This window comes from Microbacterium sp. NPDC008134 (genome assembly GCF_042957055.1).
In the GTDB taxonomy this organism is placed as follows: domain Bacteria; phylum Actinomycetota; class Actinomycetes; order Actinomycetales; family Microbacteriaceae; genus Microbacterium.
The window spans coordinates 1,198,979-1,223,247 of sequence record NZ_JBIBHO010000001.1 but is presented as its reverse complement, the minus strand read 5'-3'; the positions used below and the strand labels follow the sequence as shown (position 1 = coordinate 1,223,247).

The 24,269-nt window shown below is 69.1% G+C and carries 15 protein-coding genes; 5 read left to right on the top strand and 10 right to left on the bottom strand.

Annotated features, from left to right (window positions below; all coding sequences use genetic code 11):
- Positions 1-89: 89 nt before the first annotated feature.
- The 5 genes from ACFY9N_RS05675 to ACFY9N_RS05655 form a co-directional block, all read right to left on the bottom strand.
- Entirely contained in the window at positions 90-632 is a 543-nt protein-coding gene (locus ACFY9N_RS05675) for a GrpB family protein (protein WP_391477353.1), read from the bottom strand.
- Between the two features lie 192 nt (positions 633-824).
- Entirely contained in the window at positions 825-2,126 is a 1,302-nt protein-coding gene (locus ACFY9N_RS05670) for an MFS transporter (RefSeq protein ID WP_391477352.1), read from the bottom strand.
- Positions 2,127-2,180: 54 nt separating this feature from the next.
- Positions 2,181-2,981, bottom strand: coding sequence for a hypothetical protein (locus ACFY9N_RS05665; RefSeq protein WP_391477351.1), 801 nt, complete (start codon positions 2,979-2,981; stop codon positions 2,181-2,183).
- A 1,113-nt stretch (positions 2,982-4,094) separates the two neighbouring features.
- Positions 4,095-7,016 (bottom strand): UPF0182 family protein, encoded by a 2,922-nt coding sequence (locus tag ACFY9N_RS05660; RefSeq protein WP_391477350.1) that lies wholly within the window; start codon positions 7,014-7,016, stop codon positions 4,095-4,097.
- Positions 7,017-7,073: 57 nt separating this feature from the next.
- Positions 7,074-8,159, bottom strand: coding sequence for a PDZ domain-containing protein (locus tag ACFY9N_RS05655; RefSeq protein ID WP_391477349.1), 1,086 nt, complete (start codon positions 8,157-8,159; stop codon positions 7,074-7,076).
- A 117-nt stretch (positions 8,160-8,276) separates the two neighbouring features.
- Here ACFY9N_RS05655 and ACFY9N_RS05650 point away from each other — a divergent pair, with 117 nt between their 5' ends.
- Positions 8,277-9,674, top strand: a complete 1,398-nt coding sequence (locus ACFY9N_RS05650; RefSeq protein WP_391477347.1) for a zinc-dependent metalloprotease — start codon at positions 8,277-8,279, stop codon at positions 9,672-9,674.
- 804 nt (positions 9,675-10,478) lie between these two features.
- Here ACFY9N_RS05650 and ACFY9N_RS05645 read toward each other — a convergent pair.
- Complete coding sequence (locus ACFY9N_RS05645; RefSeq protein WP_391477346.1) at positions 10,479-12,200, bottom strand: ATP-dependent helicase; 1,722 nt, start codon at positions 12,198-12,200, stop codon at positions 10,479-10,481.
- Positions 12,197-13,072 (bottom strand): NAD(+) diphosphatase, encoded by an 876-nt coding sequence (gene nudC / locus ACFY9N_RS05640; RefSeq protein WP_391477345.1) that lies wholly within the window; start codon positions 13,070-13,072, stop codon positions 12,197-12,199. Before nudC ends, ACFY9N_RS05645 begins: the two co-directional genes overlap by 4 nt.
- A gap of 71 nt (positions 13,073-13,143) precedes the next feature.
- On the opposite strand from nudC, the gene ACFY9N_RS05635 reads away from it, so the two are divergent.
- Entirely contained in the window at positions 13,144-14,421 is a 1,278-nt protein-coding gene (locus ACFY9N_RS05635) for a phosphotransferase (RefSeq protein ID WP_391477343.1), read from the top strand.
- Here the strand turns inward: ACFY9N_RS05635 and ACFY9N_RS05630 are convergent.
- Together ACFY9N_RS05630 and ACFY9N_RS05625 are read right to left on the bottom strand one after the other, a co-directional pair.
- Positions 14,367-17,873, bottom strand: a complete 3,507-nt coding sequence (locus tag ACFY9N_RS05630) for an ATP-dependent DNA helicase (protein ID WP_391477342.1) — start codon at positions 17,871-17,873, stop codon at positions 14,367-14,369. The genes ACFY9N_RS05635 and ACFY9N_RS05630 overlap by 55 nt on opposite strands.
- Positions 17,870-21,088, bottom strand: a complete 3,219-nt coding sequence (locus ACFY9N_RS05625) for an ATP-dependent helicase (protein WP_391477340.1) — start codon at positions 21,086-21,088, stop codon at positions 17,870-17,872. Before ACFY9N_RS05625 ends, ACFY9N_RS05630 begins: the two co-directional genes overlap by 4 nt.
- 167 nt (positions 21,089-21,255) lie before the next feature.
- Between ACFY9N_RS05625 and ACFY9N_RS05620 the strand changes: the two genes are divergently transcribed.
- Both ACFY9N_RS05620 and ACFY9N_RS05615 read left to right on the top strand, forming a co-directional pair.
- On the top strand, positions 21,256-21,480 hold the full coding sequence (locus ACFY9N_RS05620; protein ID WP_391477339.1) for a DUF3107 domain-containing protein: 225 nt from the start codon (positions 21,256-21,258) through the stop codon (positions 21,478-21,480).
- A gap of 5 nt (positions 21,481-21,485) precedes the next feature.
- Positions 21,486-21,773, top strand: coding sequence for a hypothetical protein (locus tag ACFY9N_RS05615; RefSeq protein WP_391477338.1), 288 nt, complete (start codon positions 21,486-21,488; stop codon positions 21,771-21,773).
- A 52-nt stretch (positions 21,774-21,825) separates the two neighbouring features.
- Here the strand turns inward: ACFY9N_RS05615 and ACFY9N_RS05610 are convergent, their stop codons facing one another.
- On the bottom strand, positions 21,826-22,542 hold the full coding sequence (locus ACFY9N_RS05610; protein ID WP_391477337.1) for a ferritin-like fold-containing protein: 717 nt from the start codon (positions 22,540-22,542) through the stop codon (positions 21,826-21,828).
- A gap of 195 nt (positions 22,543-22,737) precedes the next feature.
- Here ACFY9N_RS05610 and ACFY9N_RS05605 point away from each other — a divergent pair, with 195 nt between their 5' ends.
- Entirely contained in the window at positions 22,738-24,261 is a 1,524-nt protein-coding gene (locus tag ACFY9N_RS05605; protein WP_391477336.1) for a DEAD/DEAH box helicase, read from the top strand.
- Positions 24,262-24,269 lie beyond the last annotated feature (8 nt).

Below are 24,269 nucleotides of genomic sequence, written 5' to 3'. Positions count from 1 at the left end.
CGTTTCCGGCGAGTTCGGGGAAACGGCCCCGGAGCGAACACCAATAACGTCAACCTCAACCGTGTATCGGCGGGGATTTTCGGTGGCGTCTACTGAGGCGAGCGTAGGTGCCGCGCGACGACCTCACGGATGAACGATTCTTTGCCGAGGTTGTAATCAGCGCGCTCAACAACCGCCTCCGCCAGCCGTCGCTTCAGACCCTCGTATTCTCGGGCGAGAGAAGCATCCCCTCGGAGCGCATCGCGGAAGGCCAAATGTTCCTCAGCCCAAGCTGAACCGGCCTCGCAGACATGGATGTGCACGTTGCGCACGCGTCCCGCCGGCGGCCGGAGGAAACGAAAGTCAGCTCCGCGAGCCCGCAGTACCATTCCCAGGCCCTCCAACGCGGGCACGTAGGCAGGCTCGTCTGTGAGGTCAGGCACTTGGACTTGCATGTCGATGACCGGCTTGGCTCCGAGCCCCGGCACGGAAGTCGAACCGATGTGATCCACTCGAACGGCGAGCGGCGCAAGCGCCTGCCCGAGGCGCTCTTCCCAACTGCGTCCGATCGCAGCCCATTCGCCGGACGGATCATGAACCTCCACAGCCTCACCGATTGGTTGGTCGAACCACTCGACGTCCGCTTCGCTCATTGCTCCAGTTTGCCTGAAAGCCCTTCCCCCAACGGTACCTCGCACGATCAGGGCTTCAATTCGCTGCCGTGGTCGACACCTGCCGAAAACGATCGTTTGCGGCAGGCTTGACGCCGGCGCCCTTAACGGGACGCCACTAACGTTCTCCGAAAGCCGGTTCCGGCAGACGTTTTCGGCAGCAGCGGCGACGGGTCAGGTCACCGCGTGTGCTACGTCTTCGTGGCGCGCAGTGCGCAGCGGTGAGAAGGCGACGATGAGTGCGGCGACCCCAAAGATTGCTGCGGCGAGCCCGAGACTGACCGGGTAGCCCAGCCACGTGGCGAGTGCACCCGCGAAGAGGGCGCCGAAGAAGAAGACCACCCGGTTGGTCGTGCGGATGGTCGCGTTCATGCGGCCTTGAATCGCGTCGGGGGCGGCAGCTTGTCGGTAGGCGATGTCATTCGCGTCCTCGATGCCCATCGAGAGGCCATACAGGAACTGCGCGGCGGACACGAGGGTCAAGAGCAGCGTGACGCTGCTGTCCGGGCCGATGGGCGCGAGTGCGAGGACTGCCCACGGGGCGACGACCAGGCACCGACCCAAGAGGATCGCCCGTCCGGCGCCGATCCTCGCCCCGATGGTCGGGGCGATCACGGCGCCCAAGAACCCGCCGACACCGCCGAACGCCAACGCCATACCGAAAGCCCAGGCTGGGAGCTCGAGCTCTCGAAGGACGAAGACCGCGAACACGGTCGCCACGATGCTGTTCCCCAGGAACCAAACGTGCACGGACAACGCGAGTGGGCGCAACGTCTTGTGGCGGTAGGTGAAACGCATCCCGTCCGCAATGTCGTGACCGATGTGGCGTCCGTGCGCCCGTGGCGGCGGTGCGGTCTCGACAACCGAGATCCGCGACTGGAGCACCGCCGAGATTGCATGGACGACAGCCTCGATGACGAAAAGCAGCGGGGCACCGAGCACGTTGAACAGCGCGCCTCCGAGAGCGGGACCAGCTGTGCCCGCGACTGTCTCGCTCTGCCCGAGTCTCGCATTCGCTGAGACGAGGAAGGATCGCGGCACGATGTGGGGAAGGAACGGCTGGGCTGCGGAATCCGCGAAGAGTGTCAGGACTCCGAGCGCGAGAATCACTGCTGCGAGGGACCAGAAGGTGAGCGCGTCGAACAGAAGCAATACAGGGATAGCGGCGAGGACGATAGCCCGGCCGATGCTTGTGAGCACTAATGTTCGTTGCCGGTTCCAGCGATCCATCAGCGCGCCGATGATCAGGCCGAGGAACAGGTACGGAACGACACTGAGAGCACTCAGTATGCCGATCTGAAACGGTGTGGCCGCGACGACCGTGACGATCAGCAGCTGGAACGCGACTCCCGCTATCGAGCCACCGAAGGCGCGAATGGTGATCGCGCTCCAGAAGAGCCGGAAAGCCGGGATGCGCAATACCTCCCGTGGGCGATCTCGCCCGCTGGGGTCGGTGTGATGGGCCTCATCGCGCATGAGCCCAGCTTAGGAGGCTGCGGTTCTCGCCCTAACGGGCACGGTGGTCAGCGACTAGTCGCGTAAGGCGATAATGGCCTCAGCTACGGGGGCATGCCGGCGTCGCTGATCTTCGCTCCAGTAGCCGAGTAGGTGCAGCGTCGCGGTCCGGAATAGCAACGCTCGTAGGAGCAGCTGGCGCCAGTGCTCCATCCCGAAGTCGCGGCTCAACTCGTGCACGGGATGCCCATGCCAACAGGCGGCGTCGACCACGGCAATAGCAGCGCCAAAACCGGAAGGACGCCAATACGGGGCCCAGTCGATAACGAAGGGAGGATGCCCCTCGGCGAACATGACATTGCCTAACAGGTCGCCGTGGATCACCTGGTGGGATGCTGCGATCGACACGCACTCACTCTCGAGGCGCTCGAGGAAGCTATCGGACGGCGGTGCGGTCTCACCCCAGGCGATCCGGTCAGCGCGACTCCACGGGTCCGAGGATGCCTCGATGAACGACGGGCGAGGCTCGGAGGCAATGGCTTCTTGAAACGACAGCCCCGCCCGCACGATGTCATCGACACGAGTTTCGTCTGGCGCGCCGGGCACCCACTCCATCGCATGCCATCCGTCTCGCACCCAGCTGCCCTCGTGGTCCATGAGAGGCCGGGGGACGCTGAACTCGCTGAACTTGCCCAACTTAGACAAGACTCCCGATTTCCAGGCCGTCTCAACGACGTCCCCCGTCGGTCTCAGAACCACGTCGCCAACCCGCCACGTCAGACCCCGCCCGCCGGGCAGCAGCTCCGGCACTCCTACGCCGCCGAATGCTCCGGCTATCTGTACGGGCGGCGGCACCGATCGAGTCACTTCCACCATGCCCTCAGTATGGATCTCTTCGCGACTCAGCAGATTAACCGCCGGCGCGTCTGCCAGAAACGATCGATTTCGGTGGTCTGATGGAGGTTGCCTGCCGCAAGCGCGACACGCCGAGGAACGACCCGCCGTAACCCCCTGCCGAAACCAAACCACACCGAAACGGGTGGTGTACCGTTTGCGGCTGGAGATCTGTCCGGAAACCGCGAGGGGTCAAGGGGTGGTGTTTTGCACCGTCCGGGCGTCGTCGTTCGAGGGTCAGCCGGACAACCTGACTCATCTGTCCTCGCTTCTCCTCGGTTTCCCCGATGCTGATTCTTGATTCCTTCGAGTTCGCCGAGCCACCCCATGCGCTTGGCCTCTGCCCATAGATCGTGCAGATTCGCGAGGAAGGCCTCGAGGCGGTGACGCTGCGCCGGGTCCGAGCGGAGCATCGGGCAGCGGATGCATGCGTGCTCATGATCGCATGGCGTTCCGTGACCGCATGAGCACGACCTCGCGCACCGATGCATACTCTCTAGGTTCGCCATGAGGTCGATGACATCGTGGACGGATCTGACTTCTTCGCAGGGCACACGTTTTCCTTGATCGTCGCGTTCTACTCGTACTTCTCTAGTCGGCGCGAACGACGCTCGACGGCGTTCATGCACGAGCGCTAACCGGCTACGAGACAGCTGAGCGATCCGACGCTCACGTACGCGCCCGTCTTCGCGCGAGCGTATATAGAGACGAATCGAAGTCGATAAAGCGCTGAGGGCGCTCCAGAGGGCCGAGGGAACGCCGCTGACGCGCGACGATGACAGCTCGACACATTCGCTCGACAGAAATCAAACGCTATGCCTGATTCGCGGTGACTTGCGCTGATTAGATGACCTGACAGAAAGACCAGATCAGCCAAAGAATGCGCAAACCAACACAGACTATGCACCAGGCGCGCCTAGCGCCCGGAGGTCGCAGGTTCAAATCCTGTCCCCGCAACGAGAATGCGACACACGAAAGGCCCCTGATCAGGAGAAATCCGGTCAGGGGCCTTTCGCTGTGCTTGATCGTCTGATGCCGCGAACGACGAACGCCGCACCCCCGGAGGGTGCGGCGTTCGTCAGTTCTGACGGAGGATCACTCCCCCGACTCGCCCTCCATGTCGAGGAGCTTCTGCACGGCCGCGGTCAGGCGCTTGTCCGCCTCACCGAAGGCCTCCAGGTCGCCTGCCTTGAGCGCGGTGTCGCGGTCGAGGAGCGCCTGACGCGCATCGGCGAGAGCCGTCGCCTCTTCGCCGGTCGGCGTGGTGGGCTCGGTCGGCTCGGTGGTCGGCACCTCGCCGGTATCGGGATCCACCTCGGTGGGATCGACAGGTTCAACCTCGTCGTCGCCACCGGTGGCTCCCGAGTCACCGCCGAACAGCGCATCGAGTGCCTCGGTCAGCGTGTTCTCGAATGCCACGCGGTCACCGAAGGCGACGAGCACCTTCTGCAGGCGCGGGAGCTGCGTGCCCTCGGAGGACTGCACATACACCGGCTGCACGTAGAGCAGACCGCCACCGACAGGGAGCGTCAGCAGGTTGCCGTAGATGACCTCCGACTCACCCTGCTGCAGCAGGTTGAGCTGCGGAACGACCGCGGTGTCGGAGTTGTAGGTGTTCTGCACCTGTCCGGGTCCGGGCACCGTGATGTCGTCATTGATCTCGAGCATCCGCAGTTGGCCGTAGCCCTCCGCCTTCACGCCCTTCTCGGACCCGGCATCCGAATCCACCGCCAGGTATCCCATGAGGACGTCTCGGGTGCTGCCGGCACCCTGCGATGCCGGGATGAAGGTCGAGAACATCGAGAAGCGCGCGCTGTCCTGACCCGGCATCTGCATCGTCAGGTAGTACGGCGGCTGCAGGCTCGCGTCGCTGCGCGGGTCGTTCGGCGTCTGCCAACGGTTGTCCTGCTGGGCGAAGGAGCCGGCGGTGTCGATGTGATAGACCCCGAGGATGTCACGCTGCACCTTGAACAGGTCGGTCGGGTAGCGCACGTGGCTCATCAGCTCGCCCGACATCTCGCTGATCGGCTTGACGGTCGACGGGTAGACCTTCTGCCAGGTCTCCAGGATCGGGTCCTCGTCGTCCCACGCGTACAGCGTGACGCTGCCGTCGTAGGCGTCGACCGTGGCCTTGACCGAGTTGCGGATGTAGTTGATCTCGTCGATGGCGAGGCTCGGCGCCCGCGTGTTCGAGTCGGCGATCGCATCCGACAGGCTCACGCTCGTCGAGTACGGGTACGTCGAGCTCGTGGTGTAGCCGTCGACGATCCAGACGATGCGCCCGTCGACCACGCTGGGGTACGGGTCGCTGTCGAGCTCCAGGTACGGTGCGACCTTCTGCACACGCGTCTTCGGGTCGCGGTCGTAGAGGATCTGCGAGTCGTCGTTCACCAGGTTCGAGAAGAGGATCTGCTCGGACTGGAACTTGAGCGCGTAGAGCAGCTTCGTGAAGGTCGAGCCGATCGCCGGTCCGCCGTCACCACTGAAGGTGGTCTTCGTCTCGCTCGCGCCGTCCTGTCCGCGCGGGTAGTCGATCTCGACCGGGTCGGCCCCCTCCGGGCCGCCGACGATCGAGTACTCGGGAGAGTTCTCGCCGAAGTACACGCGGGGCTCGAAGTTCTCCCGGTCGGTGAGGAATCCCGACGAAGGGATGCCGCGCTCGAGGAAGACGGGCTCGCCGTCGCTCGTGCGCTGGTTGCCCGCTGCGGCGACGAGGCCGTAGCCGTGGGTGTAGACGGCGACCCGGTTGTTCCAGTTGTCGCCCTCGCCGAGCTTCGTGATGTCGAGGTCACGGACGGCCACGACGGTGTCCTGCATCTCGCCGTCGATCTCGTACCGGTCGACGTCGAGCGTCTCCTCGAACTGGTAGTACGCGCGGTACTGCTCGAGCTGACGGACGGTGGGGCTGATGACCTTCGGATCCATGATGCGGATCGAGGCCGTGGTCTCGGCATCGGCGCGCAGCTGACCGGCCTCCGGATCGGTCTCGGCCTCGAAGGTCGTGGTCTCGAGGTTCGCGACCCCGTACGCCTCCTTCGTGCCGTCGATGTTCCGCTGGTAGTACTCGGCCTGGTAGGCGTTCTGGTTCGGCTTCACCTGGAACGTCGTGACGACCCACGGGTAACCGACGCCGACGACGAGCGAGGCGACGATCAGCAGCGCGGTGGCGGCCAGCGGGAAGCGCCAACGGCCGATCACGGCCGTGACGAAGAAGAGGATCGCGACGAGCGCGGCGATGATCGCGAGGATCGCGAGGCCGGGGATCGTGGCGTTGACGCCCGTGTAGGCGGCACCGGTGATGCGGTCATCGGGCGTGACGAGCGTCTTGTAGCGGTCGAGCCACAGGCTGACGGCCTGCACCAGCAGGTAGAGACCGGCGATGACCGCGAGCTGGATGCGCGCGGGCTTGGAGATGCGCAGCTCACCCTGACCGATGCGCACCGATCCGTAGAGGTACGACACGAGGGCCGTGATCAGCAACGAGAGCAGAAGGACCGCCGAGATGAAGGCGAGGGCGATCGAGTAGAACGGCATCGCGAACATGTAGAAGCCCGTGTCGATGCCGAACTGCGGGTCGACCTCGCTCGTCGCGACGCCGTTGATCCACAGCCACACCGTCTTCCACTGCCCGGCCGCCGAGAAACCGGCGAACAGACCGAAGAAGATCGGCATACCCCACATGGCGAGACGGCGCAGGGGCTCGATGACCTCCTGATAGCGGTCGAGCTGGGAGCTCAGACGGACGTAGACCGGACGCAGGCGATACGCCAGCTGGATCACGACGAACAGCGGCACCGCCATCCCGAGGAAGCCGATGACGAACATCACGACGGTCGCGATCCACTGGGTCGTGAGCACGCCGGTGAAGCCCACCTGGTCGAACCACAGGAATTCCGTGTAGAGCGACGCGAAGACGAAGAACACCGCGATCAACGCGGCGATGATCACCAGTGAGATGCCGAAGATGCGTCGGGAGGTTCGAGGAGTGGCCGGGTTCGGAGCTGAGGTCGAGGTCACACCCCCATCCTAGGCACGCGTTACTGGGCTGCGGCTGTCATCCCGGTCACGGCGAGATCACGACGCGGTGCAGGCGGGCAGCTCCGAGAGGTCTCCGCCGTCGGCGATGACCTCGAGGGCGTCGAGCGATTCCTCGAGCGTCGAGGTGCGGATCACCTGCAGCCCGTCGGGCACGTGACCCACCACCTCGTCGCAGTTCGACGCCGGAGCGAGGAAGAAATCGGCCCCCGCATCGCGTGCGCCGTACAGCTTCTGACGGATGCCGCCGATGGGGCCGACCGTGCCGTCCGCCTCGATCGTCCCGGTGCCGGCGACGTTCTCGCCGCCGTTGAGTTCGCCCGGGGTGAGCTGGTCGATGATCCCGAGCGCGAACATCATGCCGGCGCTGGGGCCGCCGACGTTGTCGAGCTGGATCGTCACGTCGACGGGGAAGTCGTAGTCGGTGCGGAGCGTGATGCCGATCAGCCACGTCGTCGTGTCACCCTCGGTGTACTCCTCCGGGGTGATCGTGACGTCCTGCTCCTGACCGTCGCGCAGCACGGTGAGGTCGATCTCCGCTCCCCCGACGTCCTGGATGCGAGAGCGCAGCTGCTTCGCCGACGTCACCGGGTCGCCGTCGATCGCGGTGATCACGTCGTCGGCTTCGAGGATGCCCTCGGCCGGGGAATCCTCGACGGTGTCGACGACCACGACCTCGGCCCCGGTGTCGTAGCCGAGCTCTCCGAGCGCCGCGGCGGTGGCCTCGTGCTGGGAATCGACCATCAGCGTGGCGTTGCGCTCGTCGCGCTGCTCGGTGGTCACGCCCTCCGGGAACACGGAGTCGAGAGGCACGACGGCGCGCGACGAATCGGTCCACGCCAGCGCGAGCTCGAACCAGCTCGGGGTGCGCTCGCGGTTGCCGACGACCTGGACGGTCGTCAGGTCGAGCGTGCCCCCGGTCTCGAAGGTCTCGGCGCCCTCGATGCTGATGAGCGGCACCTTCTCGCCGTCCGCGCCCGCGGCCGTGCCGAGGGTGTCGTAGACGGGGCCCGGCCGCTGGATGACGTACGGGGTGGGGAGGAAGGTGAGGACGACCAGTGCCACGAGTGCGACGATCAACGCCCAGACGCCGAGTCCGAGCTTCACAGGCCGCGTTCGTTCCACAGCATCCTCCGTCGTTCGCGAGCGGCGTACAGGGATCTGCCCGCATCGGGTTCGCTCGCATGAACCTGTGACTAGCGTAGATGGCACGGCTATAGGCGTGCTGAGAGGGCGATCGACATGGCAGACAACGACCCGACACCCGAGGACTTCCAGGAGTTCCTGCGACGGATGCTCGCAGGCCAGGGTGGCGACATCGACCCCGAGGCCTTGCGCGGAGCGTTCGAGGGCATGGACGGCCTGGCGCTCGATCCCGCGATGATGCAGACGATCATGTCTCAGTTGCAGGGCGCCTTCGGCGGCGATGCGTGGGTGAACGCGCAACGGCAGGCGCTGCACATCGCGAACCGCGATGGCCAGGGCATCACCGACGGCTCGCGCTCCTCGCTCGTGGACGCCTTCGCGCTGGCGGGGCTCTGGCTCGGCGAGGCCACCACGATCTCGGATCTCGCTCAACCGCCGGTCGCGATGACCCGCGGCGAGTGGGTCGAGAAGACCCTCCCCGTGTGGAAGGAGATCGCCGGCCCCGTCTCGACCAGCATCGCCGATGCGCTCACCAGCGCCCTCGACACCCAGGTGCCCGAGGAGATGCGCGACGTCGTGCAGGGCGCCGGAAAGCTCATGCGCGGATTGGGCGGTTCGGTCTTCGCCGCGCAGTTCGGCCAGGTTCTCGGCAACCTCTCGCTCGAGGTCGTGTCGGGCGGCGACGTGGGCATCCCCGTGCTCCCGGCCGGCACGGCCGCGGTCATCCCGCAGAACCTCTCCGCCTTCGGCGAGGGGCTCGAGATCCCCGACGACCAGATCGCCCTCTACCTCGCCGCCCGCGAGCTCGCGTACGCCCGCCTGTACCGGCATGCGAAATGGCTGCACCTGCACGTGATGGCGCAGATCACCGACTTCGCGCGCGGTGTGACGGTCGACGTCGATGCGCTCGAGGACGTGGCGAGCCGCCTCGACCCCTCCAACCCCGAGGAGTTGCGGGCCGCGATCGAGGGCGGTGCCCTGCTGCCGACCCAGACCGAAGCGCAGCGGGAGGCTCTGACGCGGCTCGAGAACCTCATCGCGACGATCGACGGATGGGTCGATGTCGTCACCACGCAGGCGACGGCTCGACTCCCCGACGGTGCCCGACTCGCGGAGGCCGCCCGTCGCCGGCGCGCGGTCGGCGGACCTGCCGAGGATGCACTCGGCGCACTCGTCGGTCTCAAGCTGCGTCCGCGCCGCATGCGCGAGGCCGCCGCCATGTGGCAGCAGGTCACGGATGCCGTTGGCATCGCCGCGCGCGATGCGCTCTGGGACTACCCCGACCTGATGCCCACCGCCGATGACATCGACGACCCGACGGCCCTCGTCGCCCGCCTGCAGGCGACGGCGCGCGGCGAGCAGCCGGCCGCCGACGAGTTCGATGAAGCCCTCGCCCGTCTGCTCGACGGCGATGACTTCTCGGGCGACGCCGGTGGCACGCCGGAGGACGGAGACGATCACGGAGACCGCCCGGAGGGCGATCGCCCGGTCTGATCTGTGACTGCCCCTCCCCACCGGGGTGGGGCAGTCACGTTCTCCACGGATGTCCCCCGCGCGCCCCACACGGGCCGCCGAGTGTCCAGAATCGGTGGATGCCTCCGCTCACGCCGACGACACTCACCCGCCTGTCCCCTGCCGTTCCGCTGCTCTGGCGGGACGAGCGCACGCTGCAGCTCGGTCTCGACGGCGATGTGCACATCGACGCCGAGGCGGAGTGGGTGGAACTGCTGCTGTCGCGTATGCGCGCCGGTTTCCGACGGGCGTCCTTCGACGTGGTCGCACACGCCGTCGGGGCACCGCGCGCCGCTGCGCGAGCGCTGTTCGGCAGGCTGGAGCATCTCCTCGTCGACGATTCGCCCGCCCCGCGCGCGGCATGGGTCGAGCGCCTCGGCCTGACGGATGCGCGCACCGAACACCGGTTGCGCGAGAGTCTCGCCGACGAGGGCGTCCCGACCGGTGAACGCGCGCGCCGATCCGATGCGGCGGTGGTCCTCGTCGCGGGCAGCGCCGCCGCCGTGCAGCTCGCGGCCCATCTCCGCGACGACATCCCCCATCTCCCTGTCGCCGTCGGACGCGATCAGGCGACGATCGGCCCGCTGGTCGTGCCCGGTCGCACGCCGTGCCTCACCTGTCGGGACCTCCACGCCCGCGATCTCGACCCCGCCTGGCCTCGATTGCACACGCAGCTGGTGGCTCGTGACCCCGGGCGGGTTCGCGCCGTGCTCGTCGCGAACGCAGGTGCGATCGCCGCGCACCTCCTCGCCGCCACTCTCTCGGCGGAGAGCGAGGTCGTCCGGCTCAGCGGGGACGGCTCGCGCGACTCGCGAGCGGTGAGGTTTCACGAAGGATGCCTGTGCCGCGCCCCGTCGTCCCGATCTCGGCCAGGAACCGCGACGGAGCCCGTTCACCTCGTCCCGCCGAACGCGACCACGACAGTGACAGGGTTCGCGCGGCTCGCGTGACGCCGACGTACGCGAGACGTCGCTCCTCGTCGATGGATTCGAAACTCGTCGCGTAGGAGATCGGCAGCGCTCCCTCCGCCCATCCGGCGAGGTGCACGTGCAACCACTCCAGGCCCTTCGCCGCGTGCAGCGTCGACAGCGTGACGGTGCGCATGGTCGGCTCGTGCTGGTCCTTCGCCCTGGCCATGAGCGCATCGCCGAAGGAGCGGAGCGTGGTCTCGGGGCCGGCCTCCTCGGCGAGGCGGAGGATCGCACGTCGAGCCTCCCAGCCGTCGCGCTGGGCACCTCCCGCCGCCGGGGGCTCCTCGGTGAGTCCGAGTTCGCGCAGCACGCGCTGCACGGCCGGGACGAAGCCCTGCTCGACCGGCGCCACCGCCGCCGCGCGCAACGCGAGGATCGCCTGACGCACTTCGGGCATCGAGAAGAAGCGGGTGCCCCCGAGAACGGTGGTCGCGATGCCCTCCGCGGCGAGCGCCTGTTGCAGTGCGGCCGACTGCGCATGGGCTCGGTAGAGCACGGCGATGTCGGCCGGCGAGATGCCTTCGGCGATCTGCGCGGAGACGGCGGCGGCGATACCCTCCGCCTCGTCGCGTTCGCTGTCGTAGGCCGTGACGGTCGGCGGATCGGTCGCGAACTGCTCGCGTGCGGGGACCAGCTCCAACGCCCCCGGACGCCCCTTCATGAGTGCGTTCGCGGCGGAGAGGATCGGTGCCTGCGAGCGGTAGTTGGTCTCGAGTCGCACCACGGTCGCATCGGGATGGCGGCGCTCGAACTCGAGCAGGAAGCGCTGCTCGGCACCGGCGAAGGAGTAGATGGTCTGGCTGGCGTCGCCGACCACGCAGATGTCGTGGCGGTCGCCGATCCAGAGTTCGAGCAGGCGGTTCTGCAACGGCGAGACGTCCTGGAACTCGTCGACCGTGAAGTGCCGGTACTGCTCGTGCACCGACGCCGCGACGCGCGGTTCGGCTTCGAGCATCCCGGCGCACGCCAGCAGCACGTCCTCGAAATCGAGCTGGTGCCGCTCGTCCTTGAGCGCCTCGTACCCGCGCTGCAGTTCGGCGAGTTGCGTCGCGTCGACGCCGGACACCAGCCTCCCCAGGGCCGCGTGCTGATCGATCGAGAGCATGGAGACCTTGCGCCATTCGATCTCCGATGCGATGTCGCGCAGCGTCGCGGTGCTGGGGCGCAGTCGGATGGCGTCGGCGACCTGCCCGAGCATCCGCACCTTGTTGTCGATGATCGCGGGTGCGGGCTGTCCGGCGAGGGTCGGCCAGAAGAAGTTGAGCTGAGCCAGCGCAGCGGCGTGGAAGGTGCGGGCGGCCACGCCCTCGACCCCGAGTGCGCGCAGGCGCCCCCGCAGCTCACCCGCGGCCTTCGCCGTGAACGTCACCGCCATCACCCGCGACGGCGAGTACGCGCCGGTGTCGACGCCGTGCGCGATCCGGTGGGTGATCACGCGGGTCTTGCCGGTACCGGCACCTGCCAGCACCGCGACGGGACCGCGCAGGACGGATGCCGCCTGCCGCTGCCGCTCGTCGAGGGCGTCGAGAGCGCTCACGCGCCGCCCTCGAGCCAGTCCACGATGAGGGCGCGCGCGATCGACGCGCGACCGGGAAGGCCGACCGGCCCCTCCCCGGCCAACGATGACGTGATCTCCGCTCGCGTGAACCAGCGCACGTCGATGATCTCCTCGCCGTCGGGGCGGGCATCCGTTTCGTCGTCGACGACCGCGCGGAAGCCGACCATCAGCGACCGCGGGAACGGCCAGGGCTGCGAGGACACGTACCGCAATGCGGAGAGACGGACACCCGATTCCTCGGCGAGCTCGCGGTGCACGGTCGACTCGAGCGACTCACCGGCCTCGACGAATCCTGCGAAGCACGAGTACATCCGCCCGCCCCAGTTCGCGTTCGCGCCGAGCAGCAGGCGCTCGCCGTCACGGCTCTCGACAGCCACGATCACGGCGGGGTCGGTGCGGGGAAAGTGCTCCCGCCCGCAGACCAGGCAGCGACGCGACCACCCCGCCTGACGGATCTCGGTCCCTCCGCCGCAGGTCGGGCAGAACGGCGCATCGCGCAGCCATGCGGCGAGCGCCAACGCCTCGACGAGGATCTCGCTCTCGGCGGCCGCGAGGCGTCCACCGAGATCACGCAGCCCGAACCAGGTCTCCTCCGGGGCCGCATCGATCGACGCGCTCTCGGACGGGAGCGCCGCGAGCAGCAGTGGCGTTCCGGAGTCGTCTCGGCCGAGGAGCGCCCAGGTCGCATCGACGGGCTCGGTCGGCGCGACGCGGACGAGCAGGTCGTCGGCCACCCGCACCCGACCGTCGCGGACGACGATCACACGCGTCGATGGTTCCGTGCGCAGACGATCGATGACGCCGGATTCCTCGCGGAGTTCGGCCGCGCGATCGAGGGATGGAAGGTGCATGGGTGATCGACTCCCTCTCTCACGGGCGTGGCGGAGGCGGGACCGCCCCTGAGCCGACCTACCCTTAGGGCATGGGACGCTCACCTTTCACTCTAGCCGCGGCCGTGACGGCGGCACTGCCCGGTGCGGAGGTCACGGGTACTCGCACGCTGAGCGCAGACGGTGACGCGCGTTTCGATTCCGCCGTCGCCTCGCTGGCCGACGGGCGCGAACTCGCGATCCGCGTCGCGGACGACGACGAAGCCGCCCGTGAGCTCGCTGCCGAGTCCCTGGCGCTGCGGGCGTTGACGGCCGGCGCGCGGGCCATCCTTCCGTTCCGCGCGCCCGAGTACGTGGGCGAGACCCGCGTCGGCGAGGGCAGCGCCCTCGTCACCGAACTGCTGCCCGGATTCCAGGTCGAGGCGGCCCATGTGCCGGCCGGTCGCGGTACGGCGGAGTCGATGGGGGCCGCGATCGCGGCGGTGCACGGCCTCCCCGTCTCGATCGTGCGGAGTGCCGGGCTCGTCTCCCGATCTGCCGAGGAGAGCCGCGAAGACGTCCGGCGCCTGGTCGACGAGGCCGCCTCGACGGGGCGCGTCCCCGCTCGGCTGACGGCACGCTGGCGGGATGCCGTCGAAGACGACGAGCTGTGGCGTTTCGAGTCGACCGTGACGCTGAACGGCGTGCAGTCGACCTCCTTCCTGCTCGAAGACCACGACGAGCGCGGCCCTCAGGTCACCGGGCTGCTGAACTGGCACGGGCTCTCGGTCGGCGATCCAGCGGTGGACCTCGCCTGGCTGTCGGCCGCGCCGGATGCCGCACCAGACGTGCAGGCCGCCTACGCCCGCTCCTCGGAGCGGTCGCCGGACGCCGCGATCGACGTGCGAGCACGGATGCTCGCCGAGCTCGAGTTCGCCCGTTGGTTGGTGCACGGCGACTCGCTGCGCCGCTCCGACATCGTCGATGACGCCGCCGCCCTGCTGGAGGCCCTCGCCGAGGGTCTCCGAGCCGATGACCTGGCCGTCGTCGCCGCGCGGAACGAGGGCGTGGACTCGGCCCTCGACGCGCTCGACCGTGTGCCCGCGGAAGCCGCAGCGCTGATCGACACCTCGATGCAGACCGATGCGTACAACCCCGACGAACTCTGGGTTCAGGAGACGGAGGACGAGTCCCCCTCGGACCGGAACGCCTCCGAGGCCGCCCGCCGCGCGGCGATGGTCGACGTCGAGACCGAGGACCTCACGGGCGTCGGCGACATCTTCACCGCATCGGCGTCCGCCGAGGACGACACCGACGACGAAGGCGACGACGAGGCTCAGCGCGCGGCGCGCGCGGCGCTCCAGCGCTGGAAGAGTTCCGACTCGGAGTAGATCCGGTCTCCGCGGATGACGAGGTCGTCCGCGACGTAGTAGAGCGCCACATCGATCTCCTCGAGCGGTACGCCGAATCGACGATGGTAGGCGAGGCGGTACAGCGCCAGCTGCAGCATGCGCTCGTCCTGCTCCGCGTCGCCCTTCGGCGGTTTACCCGTCTTCCAGTCGACGATCTCGATCCGCCCGCCACGATCGTCACGGCGGTACACGGCGTCGAGCTTGCAGATCACGATGTGCGCACCACCGGATTCGTCGGTGCGGTCTGCGGCGGCATCCGCGAGCCCGGCACCCAGCGCGAAGTCGATCTCGATCTCGACGGCGATCGGCTGCAGCGAGGCCCACTCGCTGCGCTCGAACGTCGCTTGCAGGGTGGCGAGATCGGCGGCATCCGCCGCGTCGCTCGGCGACTCGCCCGCGCCCGGCCCGATCGAGGAGACCGCATCGTCCTCATCGAGTTCCCAGAGCGCCTCATCGACACGAGCGCCGACTCCGACCATCGACGACCGATGCTCGACCCAGGCGTGGAAGAGCGTGCCGAGGCGGGTCTGTCGATACGGGCGCTCCGGCATCGGGCGGATGATCGCCGAGACCGTGCCGCCGTAGTCGGTGACGTAGTCCTTGAAGCGGGAGGCGGGAACGCGCGTCGGCGCGGCCGCATCGATGCCGCGCAGACGCGCGGCGCGCTCCGCGAGAAGACGCTCGAGCTCATCGGCGGGCACCAGGGTCTCGGGTCGGGTGAGTGCCTCCGCGACCCTCTCCGCCGCCGATGCGACGATCGGACGGCGCGCTCCGAGAGGGTCGAGCGGCCAGGAGATCGTCGCCCCTGGCCCGTCGTACGGATTCTCTTCGGGATCGACCGGCTCGATGGGGTCGTGCTCCAGGACGTCGATCGCCTCGAGCAGGAAGGGACTCGGTGTGCGCGGGGCCTTCTGCCCCGCCCAGTGCGCGCCGCTGAGGAGCAGGTCGGTGCGGGCGCGCGTGAACGCCACGTACGCGAGTCGACGCTCCTCCTGCTGCTGGTAGGCGCGGTACGCGTCTTTGAAGCGCTTGATCGCGCCGCCCTGGGGATTGGCCTTCGTGGCGCCGCCCGACAGCGAAGCCTGGGCGAGGGTCTGCTGCTTCTTCGGATCGAGCTCGCCGTCGACGGCCGCCTCGGGATCCCAGTCGAATCGCGGCAGCGCATCGCGGTCGCCGCGGAGGGCGAACGGCACGACCCCGAAGCCGAACCAGCCCGAGGTGTCGGAGACGCGGCTCGGAAGCTCGTCGGCCACCAGACGCACCACGGCGACGGCGTCCCATTCCAGCCCCTTCGATCCGTGGATCGTCAGCAACTGCACCACACCGGGTTCCGGCGGCTCGGGCCGCGGCATGAGCTCGTCGGTGCTCTCCGCCTTGTCGAGCCAGGCGAGCAGGCTACCGATCGTGCCGCGGTCGTCGGCGGCGAGGAAGGCACGAACCTCGTCGGAGAACGCACGGAGCTGCGTCGAGGCGACCCGCGCCGGACCCCGGGTCTCGTTCGCCGCGAGCTCGATGTCGAGGCGCAGCTCGAGTTCGATCAGTCGCAGCAGTTCTGTGAGCGGCTGCGAGGAGGCGCGCCGGAGCCGCTCGAGCATCTCCCCCGCCGCGCGGATGCGCGAGCGGCCCTCCGCAGTGAACCCTTCGAGCAGGCGGTAGTCGTCGCGCACGGCGCGCACGACGTCGACGGCATCGATGATCGACACGGCTTCGTCGGCACCGCGGGACGACCGCAGTCGCACGCGCACCTCTTCGGGAAGCGGCATCATCGACGTGTCGCGTTCGGCGAGGGTGCGGCCGAGATCGTAGAGCGCTGCCATGTCGGCCACCCCGACCCCGAAACGCGGGCCCGTGAGCAGGCGGATCAGCGCCGAGCCCGCGGTCGGATCATGCACCACGCGGAGGGTCGAGACGACATCGACGACCTCGGGGGTGGCGAGTAGGCCGCCGAGACCGAGGATGCGGTGCGGCACGCCCTCTGCCGCGAGCGCCGCGGCGAACGTCTGCATGTGACGCTTGGAGCGGAACAGCAGTGCCCCGGTGTGCGGGCGCCCGGCGGCGGATGCGTCGTGCGCGGCACGTCTCTCGACGAACCAGCGGGCGACATCGGCGGCCTCGTCGTCGACCGTGAACGGGAACCGCACCTCGACGGTTCCCGCGCCGGCACCCGGCCGCGGTTCGAGCGGGGGCACATCGAGTCCCGGTCGCTGCAGCGGCTCGAGCACGCGATTGGCGATGTCGAGGATGCCGCGGTCGTTGCGCCAGCTCGTCATGAGGCTGTACGTCTGCGCCGTCTCTTCCCGGGCGAACGCGCTCGAGAACGCGTAGAGGTTGTCGGCGCTCGCGCCGCGCCATCCGTAGATCGACTGGTGCGGATCGCCCACGGCCATCACCGCGCTGTCGCGGAAGAGCTCGGCGAGGAAACGGGTCTGGATGACCGAGGTGTCCTGATACTCGTCGAGCAGCACGACACGATGCTGCTCGCGCAGCTCCGCGCGCACATCGGGAGCGGCCTCGACGATGTCGTAGGCTCCACCGACCTGATCCGCGAAATCGAGCACGCCGCGGCGTCCCTTCTCGGCGATGTACTCGCGCACGAGGGCGGCGAGGGTCGACAGGCCGAGGAGGTTGGTGGCCGCCTTGTCGACGTCGCCGTTGCCGCGATACGGCTCGAAAGACACCGCGGTCTCGCGTGCGAGGCGCACGGCCTCGTCGAGGTCGACGCGGTGGTCGAGCGCTTCGCCCGCGAGGCGCTGCACCGCATCGATCACCGTGCCGAGTGCGTAGTCGATGCCTTCGAGCTCCGGCAGGTCGGCACGCAGCACGACCTCTCGCGCGAGCATCCACGACGCCGCCTGACTCAACATCGCGACGTCGGCATCGCGCCCGATCCGGGCGGCGTGCTCGCGCACGATGCCGTCGGCGAAGGCGTTGTACGTCGACACCCGCGGGCGGATCATCAACTCCTCGGCCGCTCGGGGCGCGGTCGGGTCCCAGCCCGTTCCGTAGCGCTCGGCGAGTTCATCGAGCACGTGCATCCGCACGAGATCGCGCTGGCGACCCGCCGACGCCTCCTCGACCCGCCGCAGGGCGTTCGATGCCACGATCTCCGACACGTGCGGCAACAGGCCGCGGCGGCCGAACTCGTCGATCACAGCGAGGCGGTGACCGATGCGTTCGGCGAGCTCGCCCGCCGCTTTGCGGGTGAAGGTGAGGCCGAGGATCTCGTCGCGTCGCACATGACCGTTGGCGACGAGCCACACCACGCGACCCGACATCGTCTCGGTCTTTCCGCTCCCCGCTCCGGCGACGACGAGGGCGGGCGAAGGGGGCGCCTCGATCACCTGCTGTTGAGCGGGCGTGGGCGAGGGTTGGCCGAGAGCCGCCGCGACGTCGAGCGCCGACAGCCCGAGGCCGCCGTCCCACCCGTTCACGCGCTCACCGCCGGAACGGTGTGGATCCGGCAGGGGTGGATGCGGCGCTGGGTGTCGGCGCAGTGCGATTCGACCTGAGCGGTGAAACTCGACGCCGACATGCCTCGGGCCGCGTCGGCCACGCGGCGCAGGAACGCCGCGCGAGCGGTGTCGTCGAGCGTGTGCTGGTGGGCGATACGGTAGTCGCTCTTGGCGAGGGTCTTCGACACGATCACGAGGCGCGCCCCGCCGAGCGCATCCGACGGCGCGCCCTCGATGAGCCCCTGCTGCACCGCCACCTGATAGGCCGCCAGCTGGGCGTGTTCGCGGACTCCCGCGTCGGCCTCCGGATCGGTGCGCCCGGTCTTGAGGTCGACGACCACCGCGCGCTCGCCCTCGCTCGCCGCCGTCATCTCGGTCCAGCCCCGCCCTCGCGCCGGAGGGTGCTCCCCCGCCCCCGGCGGATACGTCTCGACGCGGTCGATGTACCCGCTCACGATCGCGCGCGCGCCGCTGTCATCGTCTGTGACGTCGTGCACGATCGGGAGTCCGTCGTCATCGGGCAGGGAGACGGCGAAGTCGAACCGCGTCTCACTGCCGACGACCCGCCCGCCATCTCGCCGGACGTCTCCGAGATAGGTGTGCAGCCGGTCGACGTAAAGGTCGGCGCGGCGCCGTTCCTTGCGGCCGATCCACTCGGTCTCGAAGTCCAGCTCCGGCCAGTGCTCCGCGACGATCGCCCTCATCTGCTCGAGGTCGCCGTCGGGCACCTTCTCCATCGCCTCGTGGATGATCGTGCCGATCCCCGCCGTCGGCGGCATCACGGTGTCGCCACCGAGCGCCGAGACGACCCAGTTCAGGCCGCACTCTTCGTAGGACTCCATCTTCGAGGGCGACACCCGCGCACCGTCTGCGGCGAGATCCCGCAGGGAGCGGTCGGTGCTCGGCGGCGTGATTCCATACCAGTCCCGCGGGTCCGCGCCGGAGACGCCCTCGGCCGCGAGGATCGCGAGCTGTTCCGCTGCGGCACGGCGCGACGGGTCGGAGGTCGCCGTCGTGAGGGTGCGTCGATGGCGGGCGACGAGGCCGCGCAGGGTGAGCGGATGCTCGGCCGATGCGTGATCCTCCGGAGCGTCGGGCGCGGGGAGGAACGCGAAGAACGGACTCGGGCTCTGGTCGTCGTCGTCGACCGCCGTCACCAGGAGTCGCGTGCGTGCGCGCGAGATCGCACGGACGAAGAGCCGGAGCTCGTCGTGCAGTGCTCCGCGGCGCCGATCCAGGATGCCCGGGGTCTCGACCGGGACCCCGGTGCGCATCGACCTCACGGCGTCGGGAAGACGCCAGGTCTGCAGCATCCCTCCCCGGAGCCGGAGGTTCGGCCAGATGCCGTCTTGCAGACCGGCCACGACGACCGCGTCGAACTCGGTGCCGAGCGCGGTCGCCGGCGTGAGCAGAGTGACCCGACCGGGTCGATCCGGTGTCGAGAGCGAGTCCTCGGGCACCTCGCTGTCGAGGATGTCGCGGACGAAGGTCTCGGAGCGTTCGTTCGGTGTGCGCTCGACGAAGCGCTTGGCCGCGTCGAACAGCGAGACGAGCGCGTCGAGCGATCGTGCGGTCTCCGCGCCGCCGGGCTGCGTCGACACCTCCCGCCACGCGATGTGCAGGCGGCGGCCGTCGATCGCCCGGGACTGCTCCCAGATGCGCCAGAGCAGATCGTGGATGGTCTCCCCCACTCGTGCGGCGGCCGAGACGGCCTCGATCGTCTCGGCGAAGCGACGGGCCGTGCGGGACTCCGGAGCGTCGATGAGCGTGAAGTGCTCGGGATCGGTCATCGCCCGGCGCAGGAGCTCCCGGGCGGGCGTGGCTCCGCCCTGTTCGAGCTCGAGGTGCCGGAGTCGTGCGCGCAGGCGACGCAGGGCGATGGCATCCATCCCCCCGAACGGCGTGCGCAGCGCCTCTTCGAGATCCGCCGACGTGCGATCCGCTGCCGGGGTGAGCGCCAGACGCACGATGCCGACGATGTCGCGCACGACCCCCTCACTCCCGAGCGGACGCTGCACACCGGCGGCCCGCGTCGGGATCTCCCGCGCGGCGAGCTCGGTCTCGAGCAGCGTCACCTGTCGCGTGTCGTGCGCGATGACGGCCATGCGATCCCAGGCGACGCCCTGCATCAGGTGCCATTCGCGCATGACGCCGGCGATGCGGTCGAACTCCTCGTGCGGCGACGGGGCGAGGAACGACGCGACCGCGGCATCCGCTCCCTCGATCGGTCCGACCTGCGGCGCGCGGCGGTGCTCGACCCGCCCCGAGACCCCGATCGCCTGCGTCACGGTGCGAGTGAGCGCGGTGAGTGCAGGGTGCTGGCGGTGCCCGCCGTCGAGCACGTGCACCGCGCCGAGCGCCGACACCAGATCGGCGAACAGGTCGGGGCTCGCTCCCCGGAAGGCGCCGGAGGAGATGTCGGGATCGCCGAAGGCGAGGACCGCCACGTCGCGGGCGCGCAGCGCCTGGACGACCGCGACGCCGCCGCGGGTCAGCTCCTGCGCATCGTCGATGAGCACCGCACGCAGCGGAGCCAGGGGGCCGAGCGTGCCGGGGGTCGCATCGGTCAGGATCGTGCTCGCCTCGCTGAGCAGGTCTGCGGCGTCGCGATGCGCCGAGCGCAGCGCGTCGAGCACCGAGCGGTACTCGCCGACGAAGTCGGCTGCGGCTCCCCAGACGGGGTCTCCGGACGCCTTCAGTTCGGCCGGAAGCACACCCAGCTCGGTGCACTCGGCGATGAGGGCGCGCAGCTCGGAGCGGAACCCCTTCGAGGCACGCACCGGTGCACTGAGCGCGTCGGGCCAGCGGATGCCGTCGTCTTCGGCATCGCCGGCGAGGAGCTCGGCGATGATCCGGTCCTGATCGGCACCGGTGAGCAGCGCGGGCGGCTCGGAGCCCACGTGCACCATCGCCCCGCGGACGATCTGGAACGCGAAGGACCCGAGGGAACGCGCGAGCGGGCCGGGCGTCGCCTGCCGGACGCGCACGCCGATCCGGTCGCGGAGTGCTGTCGCGGCCTGCCTGCTCGGTGTGAGCGCGAGCACCTCCTCCGGGCGCAGGCCCTCGTCGTCGAGCAGCCGTCCGATCCGATCGATCAGTGTGCGCGTCTTGCCCGTGCCCGGTGCACCGATGATGACTCCGGATGCGGTCGCCGCGGCGTCGATCACGGCTCGCTGCGCGGCATCCCCTGTCATGCACTCCACGCTAGCGGCGTGCTCCGACATCGCGTCCCGCGGCGGGCCGGGCGGGTGTGCGCTCACGGCGAAACCGCTCTCGCCCGCCGATCCGGCGGTGCGTCCGCGGGGTAGAGTTGGCGCAGACCTCGGACGACGACATCGTCCTGACACTCCAAGGAGTACGCGTGGAAATCCGCATCGGAATCATCAACACCGGCCGCGAGCTGAGCTTCGAGACCGCCACCGCCGCAGAAGAGATCCGCACCCAGGTCGCGGCAGCGCTCGACCAGAGCACCGCGCACCTGAGCTTCAGCGATGTCAAGGGCAACTCGTACATCGTCCCTACCGCGAACCTCGCCTACATCGAGCTGGGCACCGAGGAGTCGCGCCGGGTCGGCTTCGTCGCCTGATCGCGATGTACATCCTCCTCGCTCTCGTCGCCGCCTGCGCTCTGGGCATCGCCGCGCACTTCCTCATCGACGGCCGCGACCTCCGCGGCGCAGCACTGACCCCGGGCATCGCGACGGTCGTCGCCGCGGCTCTGTACACGGGGTTGCAGTGGGCGGGCCTCGCCGAGGACAACGTGTGGCTGTGGCTCGCCAGCATCCTCGGCGGCGTCGCCGTGGCGGTCGTCGTGACCCTCGTGCTGGTCGCGGCTCGTCGCCGCTCCGACGCGGCGAAGAGCGCAGCGCTCGGCATCTGACCGGATCGCCCGATGCGGTTGCCCCGCCCAGGGGCGACCGCACGCAGGCCTCCTAGGAGGCGAGGCCCATCGCGTCCATCCGACGCGCGTGCGCGCCCATCAGCTCGGTGTACACGGGCTCGATGCGCTCGTCGTCGGGGGCCACGAAGACCTCGGGCTTCAGCGCCGAGCGACAGACCAGGATCGTGTCGCCGACCAGACGCCGCGCCCACATCGACAGCAGCGAGCGCCACTCCTCGTCGCTCTCGATCGTCTCCTGGATGATCGAGACGATCTCGTGCCGGGCGTCGTCCTCGCGCAGGATCTCGGCGATGCGCCGACCGGTCTCGCCGTAACTGGACGCGAGGGCGAGATAGAAGTCGTCGAGCATCCCCGCGGTGATGTAGACCGCCAGGAGCGTCTCCCGCGGCCGCGCGCCGATCGTCTTGCGACGGAAGGCGTCGAGGTTCTCCCGGAACGGGAGCATCAGTTGCGTCGGGTCGTCGCCACGCTCGGCGATCACCTCGACGATGCCGCGATGCTTGGTCAGCGCCGCACCGGCCGCTCGAGAGAGCGCCTCCTTCTCGGAGAGCTCCGGCGTCGCACGGATCAGGCGCGTGAGCGTCTCGAAGTAGCCCAGTTGAAGGTACGCGGCCTGACCGAGGAAGCGCGGAAGCTCGGGCGCGAGATCGGCGAAGTCGACGCGGGTCGCATCCCCCTGATCGCCTCGACTGCGCAGGGAGAGCGTGCGTCGCGGCGCCTCATCGCGCTGCCAGAACCACTTAACCACGAGGTCTCCCTACCGAGTTCGCCACGACGATCACAATACCCGGGGGCGAGGCCCTCCTCGGGCGTTCCGGCCCCCTCCGGTAGGCTGGGCGTGTCCCCGCCGTCGGAGCGGGGCCCGCGCCTGTGGCACAAGAGACGGCGTGGATCGTTAACGTGGCGGTCTGAGCACGACCGCCGGACAGGCAATCTGAATACAGTGACTACTTTCTCCGATCTCGGGATCGATCAGGACATCGTCGACGCACTCGCCGCGAAGGGCATCGTCGACGCGTTCCCCATCCAGGAGCAGACCATCCCCCTCGGCCTCCCGGGCCAGGACATCATCGGCCAGGCCAAGACCGGTACCGGCAAGACCTTCGGCTTCGGCATCCCCGTGGTGCAGCGCCTGGGCCTCGACCCCGAGCCCGGCGTGAAGGCCCTCATCGTCGTGCCGACACGCGAGCTCGCGGTGCAGGTGTACGAGGACATCGATCTGCTCACCAGCAATCGCGCGACCAGCGTCGTCGCCATCTACGGCGGCAAGGCCTACGAGGGCCAGATCGACCAGCTCAAGGCCGGCGCGCAGATCGTCGTCGGCACGCCGGGTCGCCTGATCGACCTCGCAGGCCAGCGCCTGCTCGACCTGTCGAACGCGACCGAGGTCGTGCTCGACGAGGCCGACAAGATGCTCGACCTCGGCTTCCTCGCCGACATCGAGAAGATCTTCTCGAAGGTGCCGGCCGTGCGCCACACCCAGCTCTTCTCGGCGACGATGCCCGGCCCGATCGTCGCGCTTGCTCGTCGCTTCATGACGAACCCGATCCACATCCGCGCGAACGACCCCGATGAGGGCCTGACGCAGGCGAACATCAAGCACCTCGTGTACCGGGCGCACTCCCTCGACAAGGACGAGGTCATCGCCCGCATCCTGCAGGCCGAGGGCCGTGGCAAGACCGTGATCTTCACCCGCACCAAGCGTGCGGCCCAGCGCCTGGTCGACGAGCTGAGCGACCGCGGCTTCAACGTCGGCGGCGTCCACGGCGACATGGGACAGGATCAGCGCGAGCGCTCGATGGCCGCGTTCAAGGCCGGCAAGAAGGACGTCCTCGTCGCGACCGACGTGGCCGCGCGCGGCATCGACGTCGACGACGTCACCCACGTCATCAACCACACGATCCCGGACGAGGACAAGACGTACCTGCACCGCGCCGGTCGTACGGGCCGCGCGGGCAAGACCGGCATCGCGGTCACGTTCGTCGACTGGGAGGACCTGCACAAGTGGGCGCTGATCAACCGCGCCCTCGAGTTCGGCCAGCCCGAGCCGCTCGAGACCTACTCGTCGAGCCCGCACCTCTACGAGGATCTCGGCATCCCCGCCGGTACGAAGGGTCGACTCGTCTCGGCTCCGAAGGCGGAGTCGACCCGTCCCCCGCGCGCCCCGCGCCCGGAGCGCGCTGCGGATGCCGCGGCCGAGGGCACCTCGGCGGGGGGCACCCGTCGTCGCCGCCGCCGTCGCGGAGGATCGACCCCGGTGGGCTCGACGTTCGCCGAGGGCACCGCTCCTGCGACTTCCGGTGCGGCTGACAGCGCCCCGGTCGCTGATCGCGGTGCCGAGGGCGCCGGTACGCACGACGGCGCCGGCAAGGAGCACCACGACGGAAAGCCGGCACCGGCCCGTCGTCGCCGCCGTCGGCGCGGAGGTTCCGGCGGAGCCGGGGCGGCACCGGTCACCGGCGCCTGAGTTTTTCC

Excerpts from the sequence above, each read along its gene's own strand:
- ACFY9N_RS05615 (WP_391477338.1), top strand. The coding sequence starts at position 21,486 with ATGTACATCCTCCTCGCTCTCGTCGCCGCCTGCGCTCTGGGCATCGCC.
- ACFY9N_RS05650 (WP_391477347.1), top strand. The coding sequence starts at position 8,277 with ATGGCAGACAACGACCCGACACCCGAGGACTTCCAGGAGTTCCTGCGA.
- ACFY9N_RS05625 (WP_391477340.1), bottom strand. The coding sequence starts at position 21,088 with ATGACAGGGGATGCCGCGCAGCGAGCCGTGATCGACGCCGCGGCGACC.
- ACFY9N_RS05635 (WP_391477343.1), top strand. The coding sequence starts at position 13,144 with ATGGGACGCTCACCTTTCACTCTAGCCGCGGCCGTGACGGCGGCACTG.
- nudC (WP_391477345.1), bottom strand. The coding sequence starts at position 13,072 with ATGCACCTTCCATCCCTCGATCGCGCGGCCGAACTCCGCGAGGAATCC.
- ACFY9N_RS05675 (WP_391477353.1), bottom strand. The coding sequence starts at position 632 with ATGAGCGAAGCGGACGTCGAGTGGTTCGACCAACCAATCGGTGAGGCT.
- ACFY9N_RS05670 (WP_391477352.1), bottom strand. The coding sequence starts at position 2,126 with ATGCGCGATGAGGCCCATCACACCGACCCCAGCGGGCGAGATCGCCCA.
- ACFY9N_RS05665 (WP_391477351.1), bottom strand. The coding sequence starts at position 2,981 with ATGGTGGAAGTGACTCGATCGGTGCCGCCGCCCGTACAGATAGCCGGA.